A 24,385-nucleotide genomic window follows, 5' to 3' on the forward strand; every position below is an offset into this window, starting at 1 on the left:
GCATGAAGCGCCATCATCCCTCGACTGTGCCTGGTGACTTCAGGCCTTTAGGCTGCCTGCCGGGACAGATATGGCTGCAAAGCCGCCACGCGAACAGGACGGAGATTGCGATGCTGATGCCCATTCTCTCAGTCAAGGCGCCGATTGCGGCGGCACAAGGAGCATCAGCCGTCGAAGCCGCCCCTTCGCGGGAGCGCGCGCCGATCGTCGCGATCCCCGGCCGGATCTCCGGAACCCAGTCGGAAGCGGTTTTGAAAATCCTTGAGACCTTGAACCGGCATCTGCTGGGAACCGAGCCCTTGCCGAAGGATGCCTTGATCCGCCTGCTCGACACGCTGGCGAAAATCCTGAAATTTCCACCTTTGCCGCAGGAGACATTGCGCGATTTCACCAAGCGGCTGGCTGTCTTTCTGGAAACACTGCCTCCGGCAACGCGGGTGGCGCTGGAAAAGCAGCTGGGGCAGCACAATCTGGCGATCTCCATCAAGATCCTCGCCGAAGTGCTGAAGATGCCCTCGCTCAGCGATATGTCGCGCCCGCTCGACAGGCCGGTTGTGGCGCCCACGGTTCCCCGCGCCGGCAGCACGCTGCCGGATGGCAGGCCATTGCCGGCTGCAACCGTGCAGCAGGGCCAGGCGCAGGTACCCGTGCCGAGCCGTCAGGCACTGGCGAACATCCCGCAGATGATTGTGCCGAATCCGGCTCTTATTGCTGACCCCGGGCTGCTGCAAGCCGCGCTGAAGAAGGCGTTTGGTGGTGACGATACGGCTTCCGCAGTCATTGCCTTTGAAGAGAGCATCGACGGGGACAGCGCGGCAACAGCGGCGCGTGCCGAGCAATCCCCGCCGAAGGGCCAGACGGCAAGCGGGAACGGCACGGCCGCCACCAGCGGGCAGCCGCAACAAACGGCCAAGGCGAATTCCGACACGATCCCGCTGCTGCGCGCCGCTGCCGCCTTTCTGGCTGATGATCCGGAGGCTCTTTCCCAAGTCGCCACGATCACATCCGGCATGGATGCTGAGTTGAAGGCGGAACTGGTGGAAGAACTGGGGCTCGACCTTATGGAACCGAAGGAAATGTCCACGCAGCCGGGGCGCTCTTCCGGTGCGGCGGGGGCGCAGGCGCAGACCGAGGGTGATGAATTCGGCACGGCGCAAGCCCGGCCGGACACAGCCGATCAGGCAGTGCCGGGCGCAAGTTCTGCCGCTGAAGGTGAGAGAACCGAGGCCGATGGCGGCACGGTTCTTGATCCCGGCGAGCGAGAGATCGATCTCCAGGATCCCTCCATTGCCAGCGCCGATGAGATGCCGTCGTCTTTCTCCGAAACCGAGATGGACCACCCGGAAAAGAGCCTTGCGCAGACGCTGAAAGCGCTGGTGGAAGCCAGCCTGCCGCTGCCTGGCGCCACGCCGGACAAAACCGGGACGCTGTTTGCCCTTATGGCAGGCGACACGGCGGATATGAGTGCTGAAATCCTGTTTGCGCAACTGGAAGCCGCTGACATCGACGGGGCGCTGCCGGACACATCTGTGCTGACAGGCGATACAGGCGATCAAACCGAGCCGCTTGCGCTGGAATCCGAGGCTTGGAGCGCAGTGCTCGATGGACCTGAGGAGAAAGCGGCAGGCCGCCAGGTGCGGCTGCATTCAGCTTCTATGGACGAAAGTGCACGGGAAGCCCAGGCCATGCGGCTGCCCGATGCCGGGCTCGTCAGAGATGCAATCCCCTTCGCGATGATCCCCTATCTGCCGGCAAAGACGCAGGCGTCTCGGACCGTGGAGATCGAGGAAGAGGAGCAGCCCGCCTTTTCCGGGCAAGACAGCGCGGATGAAGGCGAACACAGCGAAGAGCGCGGCGAGCCGGAAGACCAGACCGGGGCCGCGCCGCAGGCGATCACTGAGGACGTGGACGACGAGACGGCAGACGCCTATGACCTCTACCGCCGCATGGGCGGCTATGGCTGAGCGGCTACGCGCCGCTCCAGCCTTTGGACCAGGCCATGAAAAAGCCCGCGGAAATTGCTTTCCGCGGGCTTTTTTATTCGGACTGCAGAGGCTTATTCGCCGCCGCGGTTCTTCAGGGCTGCGCCCAGGATGTCGCCGAGCGAAGCGCCCGAGTCGGACGAACCGAACTGTGCGACGGCTTCCTTCTCTTCAGCGATTTCCAGAGCCTTGATCGACAGCATGACCTTGCGGTCCTTCTTGGAGAAGTTGGTGACGCGGGCGTCGACAACCTGACCAACGGAGAAACGCTCCGGACGCTGTTCGTCGCGGTCACGCGACAGATCGGCACGGCGGATGAACGAGGTGAGGTCTTCGTGGTTGACGAGCTTCACTTCGATGCCACCGTCGTTGACGGCGAGGACTTCGCACGAAACAACGGCGTTCTTGCGCAGGTCGCCGGAAGCAGCAGCGTCGCCGACTGCGTCCTTGCCGAGCTGCTTGATGCCGAGCGAGATGCGTTCCTTTTCGACGTCCACATCCAGAACGACGGCCTTGACCATGTCGCCCTTGTTGAACTCTTCGATGACCTGTTCGCCCGGACGGTTCCAGTCGAGGTCGGAGAGATGCACCATGCCGTCAACGTCGCCGTCGAGGCCAATGAACAGGCCGAATTCGGTCTTGTTCTTGACTTCGCCTTCAACTTCCGTGCCAGCCGGATGGCTGTGCGCGAATGCCTGCCACGGATTCTCGAGCGTCTGCTTGAGGCCGAGCGAGATGCGGCGCTTGGTCGGATCGACTTCGAGAACGACAACGTCGACTTCCTGCGTCGTGGACAGGATCTTGCCGGGATGTACGTTCTTCTTGGTCCAGGACATTTCGGAGATGTGGATCAGGCCTTCGATGCCCGGCTCCAGCTCTACGAACGCACCGTAATCGGTGATGTTGGTGACGGTACCGGAGATCTTCTTGCCGACCGGGTACTTGGCACCGATGCCATCCCAAGGATCCGACTCGAGCTGCTTCATGCCGAGCGAGATGCGGTGGGTTTCCTGGTTGATGCGGATGATCTGAACCTTGACCTGCTGGCCGATGTTCAGGATTTCCGACGGATGGTTGACGCGGCGCCATGCCATGTCGGTGACGTGCAGCAGGCCGTCAATGCCGCCGAGATCAACGAACGCACCGTAATCGGTGATGTTCTTGACGACGCCGTCAACAACCTGGCCTTCTTCGAGGTTCTGCACGATTTCCGAACGCTGTTCAGCACGCGATTCTTCCAGAACCGTACGGCGCGAAACCACGATGTTGCCGCGGCGCTTGTCCATCTTGAGGATTTCGAAGGGCTGCGGGTTGTGCATCAGCGGGGTAACGTCGCGGATCGGACGGATGTCGACCTGCGAGCGCGGCAGGAAGGCAACGGCACCATCCAGATCGACGGTGAAACCACCCTTGACCTGGTTGAAGATGACGCCTTCGACGCGTTCGCCGGCTTCGAACTTGACTTCGAGGCGGACCCAGCTCTCTTCGCGGCGAGCCTTCTCGCGCGACAGAACGGCTTCGCCCATCGCATTTTCGATGCGCTCGACGTAAACTTCGACTTCATCGCCGACCTTCAGCGTGCCGTCCTTGGCCTTCGCGCCGAATTCCTTCAGAGCGATGCGGCCTTCGACCTTGAGGCCGACGTCAACGATCGCGACGTCCTTCTCGATGGCCGTTACAATACCCTTGGTGACGTAGCCTTCGGCAAGATCCTGGGTGGCAAAGGATTCCTGCAGCAACGCGGCAAAATCGTCGCGGGTGGGGTTAGCTTGAGACATGAATACTCCTGATGTGCCTTCATGGGGCACAGGCGCCGGGGGTTAGCGTTGACAGGTCCAAAAACCATCCGCTCCAATCATGAAGGAGCAAATCCGGCGCGGGGATGGTGGTTCGAACTTCTTTTGGCGCAGGCGTGACCGGAAAACCGCTGTTCAGTTTTCCGAACCTGCTGAATGCTTCCATGCGGCATCGACAAATGTCTTCGCCGTCAAGAATGCGGCCTCTATACTCATTTCGGACGTATCTAGCAAGTGCGCATCGGACGCCGGGCGCAGCGGGCTGTCGGCCCGTCCCATATCGCGTTCGTCACGCTTGACGATATCGGCCAGGATCTCCAGAAAATCGGCGGGAATGCCGTTGCCGACGATCTCGTCGAACCGGCGGCGCGCCCGCACTTCGGCCGACGCCGTCACATAAAGTTTCACCGGCGCCTGCGGGCAGACGACGGTGCCGATATCGCGGCCATCCAGCACCGTGCCCGGCTCGCGACGCGAAAAGGCGCGCTGCGTCTCGACAAGCGCCTGGCGCACCAGTGGCATGACTGCGATCTTGGAGGCGGCCTCGCCGATCGAATGGGCCGCCAGCACGCCGCGATCGAGGCCGGAAAGCTCGACATCGCGGGCCATCTGTTCGGCAACCCTCTCGTCGTCCAGGGGCAGGCCGGCATCCAGCAGCGCCTTGGCCGTGGCGCGGTAGGTCAGCCCGGTATCGAGATGATGGAAGCCATATTCCTCGGCGATCCGGCGCGACAAGGTGCCCTTGCCCGCAGCCGCAGGCCCGTCGATGGCGATGATGAAAGTCATTGTCCTACCTGAAATGGATGTGGTCGTCCTGGCGCGCCGCCCGGCACCCCTGGAATCTCACAGTATCGTTCTCCACGGCAAGCGTTTTTGCGGAATACCCCGCCCGCTATCCGCGACTTTGAATGCTGCGTAACACCAAGTTGCAGAATGGTCATCCTCCCTGCCAAAGAAAAGCGCAGCGGGCACTTGGGCAAGTTAATCTTTGACAGACGCGGCCAAGACGATTATGGGGACCGGCTAATTCATTTCATGTTCAACGCCGGTATTCCGGCAAATGCCGGTAATCCCGGCCATTCAAGAGGCTTTGACCGTGGCAAAAGCGGAACTTGGAACCAAACGCGTCGATCCGGAAACGGGCCGTAAATTCTACGACCTGAACAAGGATCCGATCGTTTCTCCCTATACCGGAAAATCCTATCCGCTCTCCTTCTTCGAGGAAACATCCGTTGCCAAGGTAATGGAAAAGGCCGCTGAAGAGGACGAGGTTCAGGAAGTCGATACCGAGAACCCCGAAGTTGAACTGGTCTCGCTGGAGGATGCCGACAGCGAAGCAGCCGGCGGCGACGACATTCCGGATCTCGGCGATGACGACGTCGAAATCGAAGGCGATGACGACGACACATTCCTCGAAGCCGACGAAGACGACGAGGACGGCCTGTCCGACCTGATCGGCGTCTCGGACGACGACGACGAGGTCTAAACCTCTCAAAATTCAAAGAATTGGCGTCCGCGCGGGGTTTTCATTCCTCCTGCGGACGCAAGGCTCCGGGCTCACACAATAAAAACTTGGCCCTTTGTCTTTTTCGGCTTGCCATCTTCAAAAAGCAGAAGTATGAAGCCGCCAACCGACCGGACAAACAGTTCGGACGGCCTTCCCGGAACCGGCCTAGCCGGACCCAAAATGGGGCTATAGCTCAGCTGGGAGAGCGCTTGCATGGCATGCAAGAGGTCAGCGGTTCGATCCCGCTTAGCTCCACCAAATTTTTACACCTATGTTCGATGGCTTTTGTTCACGCGAAGTGTGGAAGATGCGTAAGTTTGCGGGTAGATGCGTCTGCTTACCCGATCAACGTTTCGTCTGGGTTACCCGGCTCTCTTTGATCAGCGCCACAATACGATCCCGAATTGTTTCGAAGAATTCCTTTGGGATCATCCCGTAATCGAACCGCAGGGGATTGTTGGGAAGAGTGCGGAGGTGATCGCCAGGCCAATCAAAGACGTTGAGTTCGCTCACCCGTACCCAATTATCGTCCTGATCAAGCCCAATCTCAGCACAGATTTGCGGGGGAATTTTAATGGAGAGGTCGTCTTCACCCAACTCCGGAGGAGTGTGGGTTATGGGGACAACGGCAGCTTGGCCTTTCTTTGACGCGTACATCACAATCGCGCAGGGTCTGTCTTTTCCACTATCAGACAGTCCGTTGGCATAATCCTTGCGCCAGAGATAATTGTACCGGATCACCAGACCCTGCGACGGGACAGGATAATTCACTCAGACACTTCACCGTACTCAGCATTCTCGATCGCGGACAGAAGATCGTCATCGACTTCACTCACGTGGAACGCCTGCCGTTCGCGCTGCTTGAGGCGTCGGAAATGCTCAAGTTCTTTCGGACTGATATAGGCCCCGACAACGCGATCGTGCGAAGTAATCTCGATGACACCAGCGCTATGAACCTCGTCGCGATATTTCCCGAAGCCACGTGAGAAATCGGTGGCCGAAACTTTTAAAATATGCGCCATGCTTCACTTCCTACTCATACTTTTCTTAAAATACGTAATTTGCGTATTTTGTCTAGCGCTTTAAAGCCTTGTGGCGACGCACTTAACAGAGGACAATTAGTTAGCTTCTCATAAGAAGCAGCCACAGCTTTTTAAGACCAAAAAAACGCCATTCTAGCCCGCTTCTCCTTAGCACCGATCCCTCTTGACTATGAACCGTGCGCGGGGTCCAACGGGCTCTTGAGCAAAGGAGCACATCATGGATCTCGGCATCAACGGCAAGCGGGCACTCGTTCTTGGTGGCAGCAAGGGACTGGGGCGCGGGATTGCTGAGGCGTTGGCGGCGGAGGGGGTTGTTGTTGCCTTGACGGGGCGGGATCAGGAGAGGACAGCGGCGAGTGCGAGAGAGATTGGGCACTCGGCTTGCGGGCTGGCGCTTGATCTGAGCAATCCTGATTCTATCGATCCGTTTCTGGACCGGCTCCGCGCCGATTTCGGAGATATCGATATTCTCGTTTTGAACGGTGGCGGGCCGCCGCCGAGCCTGGCGGCGCAGATCGATCCGGCGTTTTGGCGTGCGCAATTCGATACGATGGTGCTGGCCGGCATGCGCATCACCGACCGTTTGCTGCCCGCGATGCGGCAAAACGGCTTTGGGCGCATCTTGGCCGTGGCCTCCACCAGCATCCGCGAGCCTATTGCAGGCCTGACCGCCTCCAACGCGCTGCGCAGCGCCGTTGCCGGCTGGCTGAAGACGCTGGCGGGCGAAGTGGCAGCCGAAGGCGTGACCGTCAACATGCTTCTGCCGGGGCGGCTGGCGACGGACAGGACGCTGAGCTTTGACCGGATGGATGCGGCGAGCGAGGGATTGAGCATCGAGACGGTTGCAGCGCGCAGCCAGTCGGATATTCCGGTTGGACGCTATGGCACTCCGGCCGAGTTCGGGGCGGCGGCAGCTTTTCTCGCCAGCCGGCAGGCCGGTTACATCACCGGCGTAGCGCTTCCGATCGACGGCGGTCTCAGCCGGGCGATGTTATAGCGGCCTGTTTTGCTCAGACGCTGCATCGCCGCGCGGCAGATGCATGGCAAGCGGGAAGATGCCCTATTCGGCCGTCTCAGCCTCAAACCACGAATTGCTGAAGGTCAGATTGGCCATAGAAACAGCCCTGCCCTTGTCATCGCGAACCACGACGGAGACCGCACCGTTTGGCTGATCGCCGATCTCGTCCTGGACGACATCCAGCAGAATTCGGGTGACCTCCCTTGTGACGCTAGCGCGTGTTGACAATTCCAACCCCTGTTCGTCGCGGGTTGCGCCGTCACCATTGTGCAGATCGAAAAAGTATCGGCTCATCATATTTGCATCCCCATGAACGGTCAGGAATTCACCGGGACGAAAATAGTTCCTGAAATCAACAGGATTCGTCATTCATGTGTCAATGTTAAATGAGCCCCGGCTGTTTGTGGGATAGGTGGAGAGCCCATCCCTCACATGGCATGCCGCAAATTGATCGATTCGCTTCTTCTCAACCTTCAAAGCCATGACGTGGTGTCACCGCACGAGGTGTCGCTGCTCAGAGAGCTGATTTGGCGCGACCGGCGCTTCAAGGTCGATGAGGAGATCGTGGTCGAGGGATCGCGGCCGGGCTACAGCACGCTGCTGATCGACGGCTTTGCGGCGCGTTACAAATTCCTGGCGGATGGCACGCGCCAGATCACCGCCCTGCACATTGCCGGCGATTTCGTCGATCTGCATGCGTTCCTGCTCAAGACCATGGATCATGGCATCGTTGCGATGTCGCAATGCCATGTGGCCTTTGTCGAGCATGGCGACCTCAAGGCCATCACCGAAACGCAGCCGCATCTCAGCCGCCTGCTTTGGCTGGATACGCTGGTGGACGGCGCTATTCATCGCGAGTGGATCGTGGCCATGGGGCGGCGCTCGAAAAAATCGCATCTTGCGCATCTGGTCTGCGAATTGTTCATGCGGCTGCAGGTCGTCGGGCGCACCAGCGGCTATAATTTTCATTTTCCGCTGACGCAGGTGGAACTGGCCGATGTGCTCGGCATATCGCTGGTGCATCTCAACAAGACGCTGCAGATCCTGCGCAAGGCCGAGCTTCTGACCTGGATCGGCCAGATGATCACCATCCTTGACTGGCCGCGCCTGCAGGAGCTGGCGCAGTTCGACCCGACCTATCTCAGCCAGACGGTCGAGCCGCGATAGGGCCGCTCCTACCGGTGTGCCGCCCAAGGCACGAACCAGTGTTCCAGAAGACGCGCCAGGATTTCGAACAGAAACGCGATCGCGGCAATCACGATAATACCGGCAATGACGATGTCGGTGACGAGGAATTGTGCTGCCGACTGAATCATGAAGCCGAGCCCCTGGCTAGCTGCCACCAGTTCGGCTGCCACCAGTGTGGACCAGCCTGCACCGAGCGCGATGCGGGTTCCGGTCAGGATCGACGGAATGGCGCTGGGCAGGATCACTTGCAGGAGAATTTGCAGGCGCGATGCACCGAACGACCGGGCGGCATTGATGAAATCGGACGGTGCGGATTTGACACCGGCGGCGGTGGACAGGATAACCGGCGGCAGCATGGCGAGCGAGATGACGGTGATCTTCGACGTCTCGCCGATGCCGATCCAGATGATGATCAGCGGCAGATAGGCCAGCGGCGGCAGCGGCCGCAGGAATTCAACGATCGGATCGAGAATGCCCTTGCCGATGCGGCTGGTGCCGATGGCAAGACCGGCGGGAATGCCGATGACGAGGGCGGCGGCCAGGGCTGCGAAAATCCGCAGCAGGCTGGCGAATGTATGCTCGGCAAGCGTCGAATCAACGAATCCATTGACTGCGACGGAATAGATCGCCTTCACGACGATCAGAGGCGACGGCAGGAAGAGCGGCGAGACGAGGCCGTAGGCGGAAGCAAGGCTCCAGGCCGCGATGATGGCGGCGATGGTTGCCAAAGAGACCGGCAGGGTTCCCAGGCTGCGCCTTGGCTTTGGCGCCCCGGTGGTCACATCGGCAGGGGCTGTTGGGCTGACGGGGGCAATGGCGCCGATATCGATGCTCATGCCGCTTCTTCCTCGCTATCTGCATGAATGAGGCCGTTCAGGCCATCGTGAAGGCGCCGATATTCCGGCGAGTCCTTGATATCCTGCAGGGACTGTCCACCGAGCAGCTGCCTGCCGAAGCTTGCCGGTATATCGGCGATGATACGGCCGGGATTGGGCGCCAGCACAATGACGCGGGTGGCGAGCAACATCGCCTCCTCGATACTGTGGGTGATCAAAAGCGCGCCGGTCTTGCTGTCCGACCAGACCTTGAGCAGGAACTGCTGCAGGCGGGTGCGGGTCAGCGCATCGAGCGCGCCGAGCGGCTCATCAAGCAGCAGAAAGCGCGGCTCGGAGGCCAGCGCCCGGGCGATGCCGACGCGCTGGCGCATGCCGCCGGACAATTCCCAGATGTTCTTAGCCCCGGCATTGTCGAGGCCGACCTTGGCGAGCAGGTCATCAGCCCGCAGGCGGCGCTCGCCCTTGGCAATGCCCTTGAGCTTCAGCGGAAAGGCGACATTGTCGCGGGCGTTCAGCCAGGGGTAAAGCGCATCGTCCTGAAAGACGACGGCACGATCGGCGGCAGGCCCGGTAATATCGGCACCATCCACCGATACGCGGCCGGATGTGGGCTTGAGAAATCCGGCCGCAAGATTGAGTAGGCTGGTCTTGCCGGAGCCGGAGCGGCCGATGACGACGATGAATTCATCGGATGCCAAATGCAGCGTGACGCTATCCAGCACCAGCCGTGTCCGGCTGATATCGCGATCGGCCGGAAATGCCAGGGATACGGATTGCAGCGACAGCACGCTCATGATCACACCGATGATTTGCGGCGCTGGAATCGCGTTCGATTCCAGCGCCTGTTTGTTAAAGGCCGGCCTTGGCGGCTTCGACGACCCAGCGAGACGAAGCGTAAGGCGCGTAGTCTGGAAGAACCGCCGGGATCTTGCCCTGCTCCAAAAGGAAGGCGGATGTTTCCGCAACCGCCTTTGCCGTGCCGCCACCGAGCAGATCGGCACCGGCCTGCTCTTCCAGCGTCGGGAAGTGATAGCCCTTCAGCAGAGCCGGCACTTCCTCAACCTTCGCGCCGGTGAGCTTGGCGATTTTTTCCGCTTCCGGCGATGCTGCGTTCCAACTGTCCGGATTGGCGCGGTAGTCGGCATAGGCCTTGCCGGTCACCTGAACGAAGCCGGTAACGACGTCGGGATGTTCTTCGGCAAATTTCTTGCTGACGATCCATGCATCGAAAGTCGGGCCGCCCCATTTGGCGACATCTGCCGACGTTGCCAGCACGCTGCCGGTTTTCTTCAGCTCCGACAGGACCGGATCCCAGACGTAAGCGCCATCGATATCGCCGCGTTCCCAGGCGGCTGCGATTTCCGGCGGCCGCAGGTTGAGGATTTCGACCGATTTCGGATCGACCTTCCAGTGCTTCAGCGCCGTCAGCAGGCTGTAATGGGCGGTGGAGACGAAGGGCGTGGCGATCTTCTTGCCGGCGAGATCCTCAGGCTTCTCGATGCCCTTGACGGCCAGCGCCTCGGCTTCCGAGATCAGGCCGACGACGAAGATTGTCTCGATCGGGATTTCGCGGCTGGCGGCGGCAGCGAGCGGCGAGGAGCCGACATAGCCGATATCGAGCGAGCCGGAGGCGACGGCGGTGATCACATCGGCACCGCTGTCGAATTTCTGCCAGTTGATCTTCGCGCCGGTGACCTTTTCATAGGTGCCGTCGGCCTGCGGCACGCGCGACGGCTCGACAATCGGCTGGTAACCGATATTGACGTCGACATCGGCGGCGTGGGAAAAATTGCTGTGTGTCGTGAAAGCGAGAACGGCCAGGGTGGCGGTTCCCAGAAGGCGGCGTCGGTTGATTGTCATGTCCCTCTCCCGGCAATGGTTCAATGGCATTCCGCACCGGAGGCTCCGGTGGAATGGTCACTGATCATTGTAAAATTCATAGAATTTATAGAGATAAAAAATTCCCGGATTCGCTATGCTTTCGTAATGCGAATCTAAATTCACGAAAGACTTGGGTGTTTTCGCCGGGATGGTATGAAACATGTCAAAACACCACTGAAAGACAGGGAATGGCCGGATGAAGACAATGCAGATTTACGCGTTCGACATGAACTGTGTCGGGCACATCAATCATGGCCTTTGGACACATCCGCGCGACCAATCGGTGCGCTATACCGATCTCGACTATTGGACGGATCTGGCCATAACGGCCGAACGCGGCAAGCTGGACGGGCTGTTCCTGGCCGATATTGTCGGGGTCTACGATGTTTACAAGGCAAGCCCTGCCCCGACGATCGAGGCCGCAGCGCAAATTCCGGTCAACGATCCGCTGATCCCGATTTCGGCCATGGCGCATGTCACAAAGCATCTTGGCTTCGGCGTCACCGTCAACACGACCTATGAGCCGCCCTTTCTCTTGGCGCGGCGCATGTCGACGCTGGACCACCTGACCAAGGGGCGGATCGGCTGGAATATCGTTACCGGCTATCTCGACAGCGCCGCGCGCAGCATGGGATTGGAACGGCAGCCAGACCATGACGCCCGCTACGATGCGGCGGAAGAGTATCTTGAGGTGCTCTACAAGCTCTGGGAAGGCAGCTGGGACGACGACGCGGTGCTGCGCGACAAGACGGGCCGGATATTTGCCGATCCCTCCAAAGTGCGCACCGTCAGCCATGACGGGCGGTACCACAAGATGGAGGGCATTCATCTGAGCGAGCCTTCGCCGCAGCGGACGCCGCTTCTGTTTCAGGCCGGTGCTTCGGCAAGAGGCCAGGATTTTGCCGGAAAACATGCCGAATGCGTGTTCATAGCCAGTGCCACGCCGCAAGCCGCAAGGCCGATTGTCGATGGCCTGCGCCGCAAGGCGGCCGAATTCGGGCGCGGCAGCGATGCCTTGCGCATCCTCAATCTGTTGACCGTCGTCGTCGGTCGGACGGAGAAGGAAGCGCGCGACAAGCTGGAGGATTATCGCCAGTATTCCAGCGTCGAGGCCTCGCTTGCCCATTATTCCAGCTCCATCGGCATCGATCTTTCCGAGTACGGACTGGACGAGCCGATCGAACAGCTGACCACCAATGCCAATCAATCGGCACTGGCGGCGATCACCAAACAGGCGGCAAAGCCGGTAACCGTGCGGCAGATCACCGAGCAGATGGTGCTGGGCAGCCGGATGAAGCCGGTTGTCGGCTCACCGGAGCAGATTGCCGATCATCTGCAGATGTGGATCGAGGAGGGTGGTATCGACGGCTTCAACCTTGCGCGCACCGTGGCGCCGGAGAGCCTTGCGGATTTTGTTGACCTGGTCGTGCCGGTGCTGCAGGAGCGCGGGCTGTTCAAGGCTGACTATGCCACGGGGCCGCTGCGGCAGAAACTGTTCGGCGGCGAGAATGGAAGGCTGACCGCCTCCCATCCCGCCGCCGCGTTCAGGCACATAAGAACGTAGCCGGCTATTTATGATCCAGCCTGGCGACGAGGCGATCGCCCAGCCACTGGATGCCGCAGACCAGAATGATCAGCACGATGACGACGGCGATCATCACTGTCGTTTCGAAACGCTGGTAGCCATAGCGGATCGCAAGATCGCCGAGACCACCGGCACCGATGGCGCCGGCCATGGCGGAAGCGCCGACCAGGGTCACCAGGGTGACGGTGAAACCGGCAACAATGCCCGGCAGTGCTTCCGGCACCAGGACTTCGCGGATGATCGTCCAGCGATTGCCGCCCATGGCGCGCACCGCGTCGATCAGGCCGCGATCGACCTCACGCAACGATACTTCGGCGATGCGGGCATAATAGGGCGTGGCGGCAATGGCCAGCGGCACGATGGCGGCCCAGGTGCCAAGCGCCGTGCCGACGATCAGCCGCGTCAGCGGGATCAGCGCGACGAGCAGAATGATGAACGGCACCGAGCGGAAACCGTTGACGATGGCACCCAGCACGCTGTTGAGCCACGGTTTTTCGGCAATGCCGCCTCGGGCGGTGGCGACGAGCGCCAGACCGAGCGGCAGGCCGGCGACCAGCGAAATGATGCCGGAGGCGCCTGTCATCAGGATGGTTTCCCAGAGAGAGCGGAAAAGCAGTTCAAGCATGATTGGCGTCATAACCGAGCACCTCCACCCGCGCACCGCGAGCCTTTAGAAAATTCTGGACCTGTTCCGGCAGCGCGGCGTCGCGTGTGGGAACGGCTATGAAGAACCGCGCCACCGGCTGGTCCTGAATATGATCGATACCGCCGTGAACGAGGCGGAAGGACTGCGGCAGGGCCTGCGACAGATCGGCAAATAGCGCGCCCTGGGCGGCAGGGCCGGCCATATCGACGCTGAAAATCTGCTCGGCTCCGCCCACCGGCGACAGCCGCGCGGCAATCGCGTCAGGCAATTGCGGCCGGATGCCGCTCAGCAGGCTCTGCGTAATCGGCGCCTGCGGATTGGCAAAGACCGACCAGACCTGGCCTTCTTCGACGATACGGCCGGCATCGATGACCGCAACGCGATCGGCGACGCTGCGCACCACTTCCATTTCGTGGGTGATCAAGAGGATGGTCAGGCCGAGTTTGCGGTTGATATCCTTCAACAGCGCCAGGATCGAGCGGGTTGTTTCCGGGTCGAGCGCCGAGGTTGCCTCGTCCGACAGCAAAAGCGCCGGACGCGCGGCAAGGGCGCGGGCGATGCCGACGCGCTGCTTCTGGCCGCCGGACAGCGACGACGGGTAGGCCTTCGCCTTGTCGGACAGGCCGACGAGCTCCAGCAGTTCGGCGGCGCGCTTCAGGCGCTCGGCCCTGCCCAGGCCTTCGATCTTCAAAGGCAGCGCCACGTTTTCCTCGACTGTTTTCGCCGACAGAAGATTGAAGTGCTGGAAGATCATGCCGATGCGGCGGCGCAGCGGCTGCAGCTCCTTTTCGCTCAAACCGGTGATATTGCGGCCTTCGATATGGATTTCACCGCTATCGGCCTGCTCCAGCCCGTTCAGGCACCGGATCAGCGTCGATTTGCCGGCGCCACTACGGCCGATAATGCCGAGAATTTCGCCCTTGCGCACCGTCAGCGACACACCGTCCAGAGCGGGTGTCGTGCCGAAGCGGCGCTTGACATCCACCAGCCGGACGACCTCACCCGCCTGCGATCGGCCCGCAGCCGCAGGATCGGAAACAACAGAATTCATACCTTGTCCTTCGTTGTGTTTTCGGCGTTTGTTTTGCGCATCTCTACAAAACGCCCAAGGCGGCCCTGGCAAATGAATGCCAGAACCGCCCGGTTTAGCGTACCCCTTCGCTCAAAGGTACGAAAGTGGATCAATAGGCGCTGATGCCGGTGCCCTTGTAGACCTTGTCGAATTCGGCCTTGACGGCGTCGTTCTGATAGGCGGAGACCAATGTCTTTACCCAGGCTTCGTTCTCCGTGCCGGTCTTGACGGCGATGAAGTTGCGGTAAGGGTTGTTATCAACCGGCTCCTGGGCGACGCGGTCGTCCGCAGACAGGCCGCTCTTCAGCGCCCAATCGGTGTTGACGACGGCGGCATCGAGGTCCTCGATCGCGCGGCCAACGACGCCGGCGTCGAGTTCCTTGATTTCGACCTTCTTCGGATTTTCAACGATATCGGCGATCGTCGCCAGGATGCCGGTGCCGTCCTTCAGCTTGATGATGCCTTCGTTCTGCAACACGCGCAGCGCACGGCCTTCGTTCGACGGATCATTCGGCACGCCGATCACGGCACCTTCCGGCAGCTCAGCGATGGTCTTGAACTTCTTGGTGTAGAGGCCGATCGGCCAGACGCCGGTATAGCCGACATTGACGATATGATAGCCGTGCTGCTGGATCTGGTTGTCCAAATAGGGCTGATGCTGGAAGGCGTTGGCATCGACTTCGCCGCGCTCCAGCGCCTCGTTCGGCTGGGTATAATCGTTGAAAACGACGGTTTCGATGGTCAGGCCCTGCTTTGCGGCCTCCGTCGTGACGACGCGCCAGACATCTTCATCTTCGCCGCTGATGATGCCGACCTTGATCGACTTGTCCTGGGCAAAGCTTGCGGACGGCGCGGCAAAGCCAGCGATCGCAGCGGCGGAAACGGCAAGGGCGGTCAGGGCCGCGCGGCGCGAGAGTGTGTGAAAGATCGTCTTTTTGGTCATTGTCAGTCCCGTCCTGTCAGATGAGGCGTTTGCCCCGGTGTGGGATGGTTATCGCAAAATCGGATGGCCCGGGCGAAGCACGAACGCCTCTTATCGTGTGATGGCCGGAAAAACTCTTGCGGATGTTCCGCCATTTGCGGACACAAATTTCCATAAAATCCGTAGACTAATGATTCCGGCGGGATTTATTGGTCTCGGAGGTTCAAATAGCTTCCAACACTGAAAAATTGCCTATCAAATGCGCTGCATGTGACTTCAGGAGAGCAAAATGGCGGAATTAACGACAAAAACCAGACCGACGGGCGCAATCGCTGTTCTCGGCCGGCACGGGTTTCCGCAGGTCACATCCGCGACGGGCGGTGAAATCCAGATCGTGACCGGTCCCTCGCAGGCGGGCTTCAACCCGATCGACCTTCTCTACGCTTCGCTTTCAGCCTGTCTTGCCATGAGCGCTCGCATCGCCGCGAGCCAGATGGGCCTGCTCGACCGGGTGAGCGAAATCCGCGCCGATGTCAGCGGCGAAAAGTCCACCGAAGGCCTGTCGCGCGTAGTGAAGTTCAATGCGGTTTTGACGATCCGGGGAGACTTTCCGGCGGAAGCCCGGCATGCGATCGCGCACGCCGCCGAAGAAGAAATCTGCACGGTCAGCAACACGCTGCGTGGCGGTGCCGATTTTTCAATGACGGTTCTCGATTGAGCTTTAGCCGTGGTCCGCATCGTGCAGGGCACGGCTGATCGGCGGGCCGACGGCGGTGCCGCTGAACGTCGCCTCGAACCCGCCGCGTTCCGGCGAGCATGCCGTGACCCCGAATACGGCATCGCCCCTGAAGAACGGGCAGAGCCGCGCCATCTGCCAGGGCGCGTCCCCGCTCAACCGGAACTGAACGCGCACGGCCGCGTCATGGCGCGTCAACCGCACGAAAAGCGGTGCTGATGGGGCCATGTCCGGCAGCGGAATGACCGACCAGTCCGACACGCCGCGTGTGACGACAACGCTGAAATGCATCATTCCGTCCGTATATTCTATGCCGCATTTGATCCAGTTGCGCTCGTCGAGGCGCAGCATGAGACCGGCCTGATCGTAGAGGGTTTCGTAAGCCCCGATGATTGTCGCAGATCCTGTAAAATCGCCGGAGACAGGACGCAGATAGGCGTGGCCGCTGTCGCGATGGAAGCCGTAGAAGGTTTCCTGCCAGAAATCGGTTTTCGCGTCGGTTTTCAGGGAAAGCTGCCCGGTATCTCCGCTCCAGACAGCCGGCTCGTTGTGCCAGCGAAATATCTCCGCCATGTCTGCTGTTCTCCCGCCTGCCTTGCCTCTTCCGGCGGCAATCTAACCATCAGTGTCCGGCTGGCAAGTGCAGTCGCAGGCTGGCCTGGCATATCCGGCATTGGCAACATGAGTATGTTTGACTAAGGATGCGGCTATATGCGCATCCGAGGCTGGGCCGTTATGCGCCGTGCGATGTGTTTTTGGAGTTTGCCATGAAAATCACGATGATCGGTGCAGGATATGTCGGACTGGTCTCGGGCGTGTGTTTTGCCGATTTCGGTCATGACGTTGTCTGCATCGACAAGGACGCCAGCAAGATCGAAGCGCTGCTGGCCGGCCGCATCCCGATCTTCGAGCCGGGCCTTGAGCAACTGGTGGCCGACAATGTCAAGGACGGGCGGCTGAGTTTTACCACCGATCTGGCAACCAGCGTTGCGCAGAGCGATGTGATCTTCTTTGCGGTGGGCACGCCATCGCGGCGCGGCGATGGCCATGCGGACCTCTCCTATGTCTATGATGCCGCCCGCGAGATCGCCGCGCATGTGACGGGCTTTACCGTTGTTGTCACCAAGTCCACCGTTCCGGTCGGCACCGGCGACGAGGTCGAGCGGATCATGCGCGAGACCAATCCGGATGCCGATATTGCCGTGGTGTCCAATCCGGAATTCCTGCGCGAGGGTGCTGCCATCGACGATTTCAAGCGGCCCGACCGCATCGTTATCGGCCTTGATGACGAGCGCGCCCGGGGCGTGATGACCGAAGTCTACCGGCCGCTCTATCTCAATCAGTCGCCGCTACTCTTTACCACCCGGCGCACCTCCGAGCTGATCAAATATGCCGGCAACGCGTTTCTCGCGATGAAGATCACCTTCATCAACGAGATGGCGGACCTGTGCGAAAAGGTCGGTGCCAATGTGCAGGAGGTCGCACGCGGTATCGGTCTCGACGGCCGTATCGGCGGCAAGTTCCTGCATGCCGGTCCAGGCTATGGCGGCTCGTGTTTTCCCAAGGATACGCTGGCACTGGTCAAAACAGCGCAGGACCATGACAGCCCGGTGCGCCTGATCGAGACCGTGGTATCCGTCAACGACAACCGCAAGCGCGCCATGGGCCGCAAGGTGATTGCGGCTGCCGGCGGCGACGTGCGCGGCAAGAAGGTCGCGGTGCTTGGCCTCACCTTCAAGCCGAACACCGACGACATGCGCGACAGCCCGGCCATTGCTGTCATCCAGGCGCTGACCGACGCTGGGGCCATCGTCACCGGCTATGATCCCGAAGGCATGGAAAACGCTACGAAGGTGATCGACGGCATCGCCTATGCCGACAATCCCTACAAGGCCGCCGAAGGGGCGGATGCATTGGTGATCGTCACCGAATGGAACGAGTTCCGCGCGCTCAATCTCGTCCGCCTGAAGGCCTTGATGACCACGCCGATCCTCGTTGATCTCCGCAATATCTATCAGGCCGGCGAGGTCACCAAACACGGGTTTGCCTATACAAGCATCGGCCGCCCGGACTAGGCGGCGGGGGGGATATCGATCCACGGCGGACACGACCAGCAAGGAGCCGGCATGCGCTATCTGATCACGGGAACGGCAGGGTTCATCGGGTTCCACCTGGCCAAGCGGCTGCTGGACGATGGCCATTTCGTGACCGGTTTCGATGGCATGACGCCCTATTATGATGTGCGCCTGAAGGAACGGCGCCATGCGATCCTCGCCCGGTCCAACGGCTTCCGGCCGGTGATCGGCATGCTGGAAGACAGGGATGCGCTGGAACGGGCAGCCGAAATGGGCGAGCCCGACATCATCGTTCATCTGGCGGCGCAGGCGGGCGTGCGCTACAGCCTGGAAAACCCTAAGGCTTATGTCGATTCCAATCTGATCGGCACCTGGAACATGCTGGAACTGGCCAAGGCCGTGCAGCCCAGGCATCTGCTCTTGGCCTCCACCTCCTCGATCTATGGCGCCAACGATAAAATCCCGTTTGCCGAGACCGACCGGGCCGACGAGCCGATGACGCTCTATGCGGCCACCAAGAAGTCCGGCGAGCTGATGGCGCACAGCTATGCGCATCTTTACGGCGTGCCGACGACGGCGTTCCGGTTCTTCACCGTCTACGGCCCCTGGGGCCGTCCGGACATGGCGTTGTTCAAATTCGTCGATTGCATCCTCAACGGCCGGCCGATCGAGATTTATGGCGAGGGCCGGATGAGCCGCGATTTCACCTATATCGACGACCTCGTCGAGGGCATTGTCCGGCTGATGGACGTTGCTCCGGCGCAGGACAATCGTGTCGAGGCGATCGATACGCTGTCGCATCATGCGCCGTTTCGCATCGTCAATGTCGGCGGCGGGCAGCCGGTCGCGCTGATGCATTTCGTCGAAACGGTCGAGGCCGCCGTCGGGCGTCCGGCGATCCGCACCATGCTGCCGATGCAGCAGGGCGATGTTCCCAGAACCTTTGCATCACCCGATCTTCTCCACAGCCTGACCGGCTTCACGCCGTCGATTTCGGTGGAAGAGGGCGTGCGCCGCTTCGTCGCGTGGTATCGCGCCGAGATGGTGGCGGCGGAGGCGCCTGATGATCCGCGGCATCCTTGATTTCCTGCGCAGCCGCGCTGCGGCATCGCCGCCGGAACAAAGGCGGAAGCTTTTGTTCGACAGGGCGCCGGACCATATCTATGCCGTCGGCGACGTGCACGGCTATGACGATACGCTGGGTCGGCTGGAAGAGCTGATCGTTGCGGATGGCGCGAGACGCAACGGGGTGAAATGGCTGGTCATGCTCGGCGATTACGTCGATCGCGGACCGAAATCATCCGCCGTGCTGACCCGGCTGACCACGCGGCCTCTTGCGGGTATCCGCCGCATCTGCCTTTCCGGCAATCATGAGGCTGTGATGCTTGATTTTCTCGGCAATCCCTCGGCGGACCATCACTGGCTGCGCCTGGGCGGGATGGAGACGCTGCGTTCCTATGGGCTGAACAGGCTGCCAACCGGCCGGGCCGAGCAAAAAACTCTGCTGGAAACCCTTATTCCCGCCAGCCATGTCGCGTTCCTGACATCGCTGCCATCGTTGCTGCAAGTGCCCGGCTATTGTTTTGTCCATGCGGGCCTGAAGAAGGGCGTGGCACTGACAGAGCAGAAGGATGCGGACCTTTTGTGGATCAGGCCGGGGGCCGCAGACCATCAACAGGCGGCCAACGGCTTCGTTACTGTGCATGGCCATACGCCGGCGGCACGGGTCGAGATCGGTCCTTCGCGCATCAATATCGATACGGGCATCTACAGGAGCGGCATCCTGTCGGCCGTGCGGCTATCACACGGCGAACCGCCCAGTATCATCCAGAGCCGTTAGAGCAGCCCACGGGCCGCAAGGTTGCGCATCAATGCCGATGGGCCGAACGTCCAGGGCGGGCATTCGGTCGAGAGGCGTACCGTGTTGGTCAGCGATCCCAATTCGGCATTTGCGATCGTCACGACATCGCCGAGCTTGTGGGTGAAGCCCTGGCCCGGCGCATCGCGATCCTCGACCGGCGCAAACAGGGTTCCCATGAACAGCATGAAACCATCGGGATATTGATGATGGCGGCCAATCGTCTGGGCAACCAGATCGAGCGGATCGCGGCTGATCTCCCGCATCGTGCTTGCCCCTTTCAAGACGAAACCATCGGGGCCGCTGATGGTCAACGACAGATCGGCGCTGCGCACATCGTCGATCGAATAGGTATCGTCGAACAGGCGGATGAACGGGCCGATGGCGGAGGAGGCATTGTTGTCCTTGGCCTTGCCGAGCAGCAGCGCCGAGCGGCCCTCGACATCGCGCAGGTTGACGTCATTGCCGAGCGTTGCCCCCTTGACGCGGCCCTGGCTATCGACGGCCAGCACGATCTCCGGCTCGGGATTGTTCCATTTCGAAATCGGATGCAGCCCGACCGAGGCACCCCAGCCGACCGAGGCCAGGACCTGCGCCTTGGAAAACACCTCCGCATCCGGGCCGATGCCGACTTCCAGATATTGCGACCAGACGCCGACCTCGATCAGCGCCGCCTTCACCTTGGCCGCTTCCGGCGACCCGGCCTTCAGGTCGCGCAGGCTGTCGCCGATAATCCCGGTGACGCGTGCGCGCATCGCTTCGGCCAGAGCCGGGTTTCCCGCAGCCTTTTCCTCGATCACGCGCTCGATCATCGACCGGGCGAAGGTGACGCCGCAGGCCTTGACCGCCTGCAGGTCGCACGGCGCTAGCAGATGCATGATCGAGAGATCGCCAGCAGCCTCGACTGAGGCGGCCGTGATGGCCTCAACGGTGGACAGACGCTCGCCTGACGTTCCGGCCAGAAATGCAATGGGGTCGTCGAGCTCCAGGAGATCGCGCATCGTCGGCACCTCTTTCGAGGTGATATCGATGAGATCGCCGCCGCGCAGGACCACCAGCGCCGGACCCGCCACATCAGGGCGCCAGACGCGCCCGACAAAGGTTCCTGTTTCAAATGCCGCGTTGAGCGATGTCATGCCAAGCCTCCCCATTCCCTGTCAGGCCGCAAGATACAAGCCGCCGGATCATGGACAAGGGTCGAAATGGAAAAACAACTCCGCCTGCAGGGAATGAATATGCCGAAACGTCCGTAATACCCCAAAGACGGTTCACCACGACCCGGGATCACTCTATTTAATTTTCCTAATTTTCTGATAGCACCTGTTTCAGCGAATAAGCGTGCCGATCCAACCGTTAAGGGGATGGGCATCAGCAGGGGGACGAGGGGCATGAGCTTTACGGAAACAACTACAAGATCGTGGTTTTCAAAACTGAAAAGCGGTCTCGCCGGGCTGGTGATCGGCCCGATCCTGGTGATCGGAATGATCTGGCTGTTGTCCTGGAACGAGGGCCGTTCCGTCCAGACCTACCGCGCGCTGGTGGAAGGTGCCGGCATCGTCGTTTCGATCGACAGCGGCGCCGTCGATACAGCCAATGAAGGCAAGCTCGTGCATGTATCCGGCCCGGTCAAACCCGACGGCATACCGGAAGATCCGATGCTGGGCGTTTCGGCTGACGGTGCTGCCGGGCTCAACCGGCAGGTGGAGATGTACCAGTGGATTGAAGACAGCAAGAGCGAAACCCAAAAGACGCTCGGCGGCGGCGAAGAAACAGTGACCACCTATAGCTACAAGAAGGAATGGCGCCCCCGCCCGGTCGATTCCTCCGATTTCAAGCAGAGCGGCCAGCACCAGAACCCCGACATGCCGATCGAGGGCGACCGCTTCACCGTGGCGACGGCGACGCTCGGCGCCTTCACGGTGGACGGCAAGGCCGTCGCCAATCTCGGCACGGAAACGCCGGTCAAGCTTACACCCGATGTCGTCGGAAAGGTCACGGCTGCGATCGGCTCCGGCAAGCCGGTCAATGCCAATGGCACAACGATCTATGTCTCGCAGAACCGTCAGAACCCGGCCATCGGCGATCTGCGCATCAGCTTCAGCCGCGAAGATATTGCCGAAGCCAGCTTCATCGGTGCGCAGAAAGGTGCGGGGATCACCGGCTACAAGGCCACGAATGGCCGCGACCTGTTCCTGAGCGCCGCAGGACAGGTCGATGCGCCGCAGATGTTCGATGCGGCCCAGAGCGAGAATACGCTGATCACCTGGCTCATTCGCGGCGGCGGCTTACTCGGCATGTTTATCGGCTTTGCCATGATGCTGTCGATCCTTGGCATCATCGCCGATGTCGTTCCGTTTGTGGGCTCGATCGTCGGCTTCGGCACCTCGGTCATTGCCGTTATTCTGACGCTGATCCTTGGCCCCCTGGTCATCGCCATCGCCTGGATTGCCTACCGGCCGGTGCTCGCCATCGCCATCATCGCCGCAGGCATATTGCTTGCTGGCGGCCTGATCTATCTGCGGCGCAACAGGACAGGCGCAGCAGCGGCACCGACGAGGCTCGGCCGGGCCTGAGGCCTGCCCGCCGGTCATAAGGTCTCGGGGCGGATAATCTGCCCCGGCCTTTTCTATCCCTATCTGGCCATATTGGCCAACATTGCGTCAGGCTGCTAGGCTCGCTTCGCAAACAATTCCCCCTGGAAGAGACGGTAGCAGACCTCATGTTTCTCGCATCAAAACTGTTCTGGCTGCTTGCCCAGCCTTTGTCGCTGATCTTCGTTCTGCTGGTCTTGAGCTTTCTCTTTGCTGCCGCCGGTTTGAAAAGCCTGAACCGGTTCCTGTCGGGGCTCGCCATCATCCTGCTTTTTCTGACCCTGTTCACCAGCACCGGCACCGTGGCGCTGCAGGCGCTGGAAAACCGTATCCCGAGGCCTGCCAGCCTGCCTTCCGATCTCTCCTGCATCATCATCCTGGGCGGAGCCTTTGAAAACGAGGTGATTGCCAGGCGCGGCGGCATCGAGCTCAACCAGGCGGGCGACCGGTTCGTCGAAGGGTTGAGGATTGCGCAGACGTATCCATCGGCGCGCATTCTGGTCTCGGGCGGCGATGGATCGTTCAGCGGGCAGTATGACGGCGATGCAAAGACATCGGAAATATTCTTTTCCACCTTCGGCATTGCCCCTGAACGTCTGATCCGCGAAGCGACGTCGCGCACCACCTTTGAGAATGCTGCCAATACAAAACAGCTGCTGGAGGAAAACGGGTTGTCGAACTGCGCCCTGATCACCTCAGCCTTCCATATGCCGCGATCGGTGGGATTGTTTCGCAAGCTCGGCATAGACGTGACGCCATGGCCCGTTGATTACCGCACCAGCGGCGATGCGGCCCTTGGCCCCGACTTCAGCCAGCCCTCCCTGAACGCGCAGCTGACGACGACGGCGATGCGCGAATGGACGGGGCTTCTCGCCCATTTCATCAGCGGCCGCACGCATGTGCTCTTTCCGCAATAGCTGATATCAGCGCTTCGAGACCTGCCGTTGACGCGAGCGCGCCATTGTGGTCCCTCTCGAACGTCTGGCTCGATTTTCTGGCGGGGGAAAAATGCCGATCCTGGAAATTCTCGATTATGCGGGCGTCGCAGTCTTTGCCGCGACCGGCGCGCTGGCTGCTTCACGCAAACAGCTGGATATTATCGGCTATATCTTTCTCGCCGCCGTCACCGGTATCGGCGGCGGCACGCTGCGCGACGTCATTCTTGGGGCGACCCCGGTCTTCTGGGTCACCAATCCGATCTACCTTCTGGTCTGCGGCGGCATGGGGCTTCTGGTGTTCTTCTCGGCCCATATGATGGAATCGCGCTACAAGTTCCTGGTCTGGCTCGATGCCATCGGGCTTTCGGCCTATAGCGTCATGGGGGCTGCCAAGGGGCTTGCGGCAACCGGTTCACCCATCGTGGCGCTGGTCACCGGCATGCTGACGGCGACCTTCGGCGGTATTTTGCGCGACCTTTTGGCAGGCGAACCTTCGGTACTGCTGCGTCCGGAAATCTACGTGACCGCAGCACTGGCCGGTTCAGCCGTGTTCACGGCTGCGACATGGCTCGGAGCATCGCTGCTGATCGCTTCCACTCTTGGCGTGGTGACGGCCTTTGCGGTGCGCGGCGGCGCATTGAAATATGGCTGGACGCTGCCAACCGGTGATCCACGGCCCGGCCGTCACCCCGACGACGTCATGTAGAACGT

The 24,385-nt window shown here is 60.8% G+C and carries 25 protein-coding genes and 1 tRNA gene; 13 read left to right on the forward strand and 13 right to left on the reverse strand.

Annotation, left to right across the window (positions count from 1 at the left end):
- Window positions 1-110 precede the first annotated feature (110 nt).
- Window positions 111-1,964, forward strand: coding sequence for a hypothetical protein (locus tag PYR65_RS00455; RefSeq protein WP_276119480.1), 1,854 nt, complete (start codon window positions 111-113; stop codon window positions 1,962-1,964).
- A 92-nt stretch (window positions 1,965-2,056) separates the two neighbouring features.
- Here the strand turns inward: PYR65_RS00455 and rpsA are convergent, their stop codons facing one another.
- Together rpsA and cmk are read right to left on the reverse strand one after the other, a co-directional pair.
- Entirely contained in the window at window positions 2,057-3,760 is a 1,704-nt protein-coding gene (gene rpsA, locus PYR65_RS00460; protein WP_060637935.1) for a 30S ribosomal protein S1, read from the reverse strand.
- A gap of 153 nt (window positions 3,761-3,913) precedes the next feature.
- Entirely contained in the window at window positions 3,914-4,564 is a 651-nt protein-coding gene (gene cmk, locus PYR65_RS00465) for a (d)CMP kinase (protein ID WP_276119481.1), read from the reverse strand.
- A gap of 310 nt (window positions 4,565-4,874) precedes the next feature.
- Between cmk and PYR65_RS00470 the strand changes: the two genes are divergently transcribed.
- Both PYR65_RS00470 and PYR65_RS00475 read left to right on the forward strand, forming a co-directional pair.
- Window positions 4,875-5,264, forward strand: coding sequence for a TIGR02300 family protein (locus tag PYR65_RS00470; RefSeq protein WP_060638155.1), 390 nt, complete (start codon window positions 4,875-4,877; stop codon window positions 5,262-5,264).
- A gap of 203 nt (window positions 5,265-5,467) precedes the next feature.
- A tRNA-Ala gene (locus PYR65_RS00475) sits at window positions 5,468-5,543 on the forward strand.
- An 87-nt stretch (window positions 5,544-5,630) separates the two neighbouring features.
- Here PYR65_RS00475 and PYR65_RS00480 read toward each other — a convergent pair.
- Together PYR65_RS00480 and PYR65_RS00485 are read right to left on the reverse strand one after the other, a co-directional pair.
- Window positions 5,631-6,056 (reverse strand): hypothetical protein, encoded by a 426-nt coding sequence (locus tag PYR65_RS00480; protein ID WP_276119482.1) that lies wholly within the window; start codon window positions 6,054-6,056, stop codon window positions 5,631-5,633.
- Window positions 6,053-6,307: a type II toxin-antitoxin system Phd/YefM family antitoxin gene (locus PYR65_RS00485; protein WP_276119483.1), complete on the reverse strand. Its 255-nt coding sequence runs from the start codon at window positions 6,305-6,307 to the stop codon at window positions 6,053-6,055. The genes PYR65_RS00480 and PYR65_RS00485 overlap by 4 nt, the downstream gene beginning before the upstream one ends.
- Before the next feature lie 238 nt (window positions 6,308-6,545).
- Here PYR65_RS00485 and PYR65_RS00490 point away from each other — a divergent pair, with 238 nt between their 5' ends.
- The gene (locus PYR65_RS00490; protein ID WP_276119484.1) at window positions 6,546-7,325 is read left to right on the forward strand and encodes an SDR family oxidoreductase; all 780 of its coding nucleotides are present in this window, start codon (window positions 6,546-6,548) and stop codon (window positions 7,323-7,325) included.
- A gap of 63 nt (window positions 7,326-7,388) precedes the next feature.
- On the opposite strand, the gene PYR65_RS00495 is transcribed toward PYR65_RS00490, so the two are convergent.
- Entirely contained in the window at window positions 7,389-7,643 is a 255-nt protein-coding gene (locus PYR65_RS00495; protein ID WP_328518496.1) for a DUF6894 family protein, read from the reverse strand.
- A gap of 150 nt (window positions 7,644-7,793) precedes the next feature.
- Here PYR65_RS00495 and PYR65_RS00500 point away from each other — a divergent pair, with 150 nt between their 5' ends.
- Window positions 7,794-8,513, forward strand: a complete 720-nt coding sequence (locus PYR65_RS00500; protein WP_060638153.1) for a Crp/Fnr family transcriptional regulator — start codon at window positions 7,794-7,796, stop codon at window positions 8,511-8,513.
- Between the two features lie 8 nt (window positions 8,514-8,521).
- Here the strand turns inward: PYR65_RS00500 and PYR65_RS00505 are convergent, their stop codons facing one another.
- The 3 genes from PYR65_RS00505 to tauA are packed head-to-tail and all read right to left on the reverse strand — an operon-like array spanning window position 8,522 to window position 11,230.
- Window positions 8,522-9,370 (reverse strand): ABC transporter permease subunit, encoded by an 849-nt coding sequence (locus PYR65_RS00505; protein WP_276119485.1) that lies wholly within the window; start codon window positions 9,368-9,370, stop codon window positions 8,522-8,524.
- A complete protein-coding gene (locus tag PYR65_RS00510; protein ID WP_276119486.1) occupies window positions 9,367-10,164 on the reverse strand; it encodes a taurine ABC transporter ATP-binding protein in 798 nt (265 codons plus the stop codon). Before PYR65_RS00510 ends, PYR65_RS00505 begins: the two co-directional genes overlap by 4 nt.
- A 55-nt stretch (window positions 10,165-10,219) precedes the next feature.
- Window positions 10,220-11,230, reverse strand: coding sequence for a taurine ABC transporter substrate-binding protein (gene tauA, locus PYR65_RS00515; protein WP_276119487.1), 1,011 nt, complete (start codon window positions 11,228-11,230; stop codon window positions 10,220-10,222).
- 217 nt (window positions 11,231-11,447) lie between these two features.
- Here tauA and PYR65_RS00520 point away from each other — a divergent pair, with 217 nt between their 5' ends.
- Window positions 11,448-12,815 (forward strand): LLM class flavin-dependent oxidoreductase, encoded by a 1,368-nt coding sequence (locus tag PYR65_RS00520; protein WP_276119488.1) that lies wholly within the window; start codon window positions 11,448-11,450, stop codon window positions 12,813-12,815.
- Between the two features lie 4 nt (window positions 12,816-12,819).
- Here the strand turns inward: PYR65_RS00520 and PYR65_RS00525 are convergent, their stop codons facing one another.
- From PYR65_RS00525 to PYR65_RS00535, 3 genes are all read right to left on the reverse strand, one after another.
- Window positions 12,820-13,473 (reverse strand): methionine ABC transporter permease, encoded by a 654-nt coding sequence (locus tag PYR65_RS00525; protein ID WP_276119489.1) that lies wholly within the window; start codon window positions 13,471-13,473, stop codon window positions 12,820-12,822.
- Window positions 13,454-14,533 carry a methionine ABC transporter ATP-binding protein gene (locus PYR65_RS00530; RefSeq protein ID WP_276119490.1) on the reverse strand — a complete coding sequence of 360 codons (1,080 nt, stop codon included), beginning with the start codon at window positions 14,531-14,533 and terminating at the stop codon, window positions 13,454-13,456. The genes PYR65_RS00525 and PYR65_RS00530 overlap by 20 nt, the downstream gene beginning before the upstream one ends.
- 130 nt (window positions 14,534-14,663) lie before the next feature.
- On the reverse strand, window positions 14,664-15,497 hold the full coding sequence (locus tag PYR65_RS00535; RefSeq protein WP_060637926.1) for a MetQ/NlpA family lipoprotein: 834 nt from the start codon (window positions 15,495-15,497) through the stop codon (window positions 14,664-14,666).
- 268 nt (window positions 15,498-15,765) lie between these two features.
- On the opposite strand from PYR65_RS00535, the gene PYR65_RS00540 reads away from it, so the two are divergent.
- Window positions 15,766-16,194: an OsmC family protein gene (locus PYR65_RS00540; protein WP_276119491.1), complete on the forward strand. Its 429-nt coding sequence runs from the start codon at window positions 15,766-15,768 to the stop codon at window positions 16,192-16,194.
- Window positions 16,195-16,197: 3 nt separating this feature from the next.
- On the opposite strand, the gene PYR65_RS00545 is transcribed toward PYR65_RS00540, so the two are convergent.
- Entirely contained in the window at window positions 16,198-16,785 is a 588-nt protein-coding gene (locus PYR65_RS00545; protein ID WP_276119492.1) for a DUF1349 domain-containing protein, read from the reverse strand.
- Between the two features lie 194 nt (window positions 16,786-16,979).
- On the opposite strand from PYR65_RS00545, the gene PYR65_RS00550 reads away from it, so the two are divergent.
- The 3 genes from PYR65_RS00550 to PYR65_RS00560 are packed head-to-tail and all read left to right on the forward strand — an operon-like array spanning window position 16,980 to window position 20,127.
- Complete coding sequence (locus tag PYR65_RS00550) at window positions 16,980-18,287, forward strand: UDP-glucose dehydrogenase family protein (protein ID WP_276119493.1); 1,308 nt, start codon at window positions 16,980-16,982, stop codon at window positions 18,285-18,287.
- A gap of 51 nt (window positions 18,288-18,338) precedes the next feature.
- Window positions 18,339-19,370, forward strand: coding sequence for an NAD-dependent epimerase (locus PYR65_RS00555; RefSeq protein ID WP_276119494.1), 1,032 nt, complete (start codon window positions 18,339-18,341; stop codon window positions 19,368-19,370).
- On the forward strand, window positions 19,351-20,127 hold the full coding sequence (locus PYR65_RS00560) for a metallophosphoesterase (RefSeq protein WP_276119495.1): 777 nt from the start codon (window positions 19,351-19,353) through the stop codon (window positions 20,125-20,127). The genes PYR65_RS00555 and PYR65_RS00560 overlap by 20 nt, the downstream gene beginning before the upstream one ends.
- On the opposite strand, the gene PYR65_RS00565 is transcribed toward PYR65_RS00560, so the two are convergent.
- A complete protein-coding gene (locus PYR65_RS00565) occupies window positions 20,124-21,281 on the reverse strand; it encodes a fumarylacetoacetate hydrolase family protein (protein ID WP_276119496.1) in 1,158 nt (385 codons plus the stop codon). The two genes, PYR65_RS00560 and PYR65_RS00565, sit on opposite strands and share 4 nt — an antisense overlap.
- A gap of 252 nt (window positions 21,282-21,533) precedes the next feature.
- Between PYR65_RS00565 and PYR65_RS00570 the strand changes: the two genes are divergently transcribed.
- The 3 genes from PYR65_RS00570 to PYR65_RS00580 all read left to right on the forward strand — a co-directional run bounded on the left by PYR65_RS00570 (window position 21,534) and on the right by PYR65_RS00580 (window position 24,380).
- On the forward strand, window positions 21,534-22,718 hold the full coding sequence (locus PYR65_RS00570; RefSeq protein ID WP_276119497.1) for a TMEM43 family protein: 1,185 nt from the start codon (window positions 21,534-21,536) through the stop codon (window positions 22,716-22,718).
- Window positions 22,719-22,864: 146 nt separating this feature from the next.
- Entirely contained in the window at window positions 22,865-23,653 is a 789-nt protein-coding gene (locus PYR65_RS00575) for a YdcF family protein (RefSeq protein WP_276119498.1), read from the forward strand.
- A gap of 91 nt (window positions 23,654-23,744) precedes the next feature.
- On the forward strand, window positions 23,745-24,380 hold the full coding sequence (locus PYR65_RS00580; protein WP_276119499.1) for a trimeric intracellular cation channel family protein: 636 nt from the start codon (window positions 23,745-23,747) through the stop codon (window positions 24,378-24,380).
- The last annotated feature ends 5 nt before the right edge of the window (window positions 24,381-24,385 follow it).

Origin of the sequence: Pararhizobium qamdonense, from assembly GCF_029277445.1 — a bacterium.
GTDB lineage: Bacteria > Pseudomonadota > Alphaproteobacteria > Rhizobiales > Rhizobiaceae > Pararhizobium > Pararhizobium qamdonense.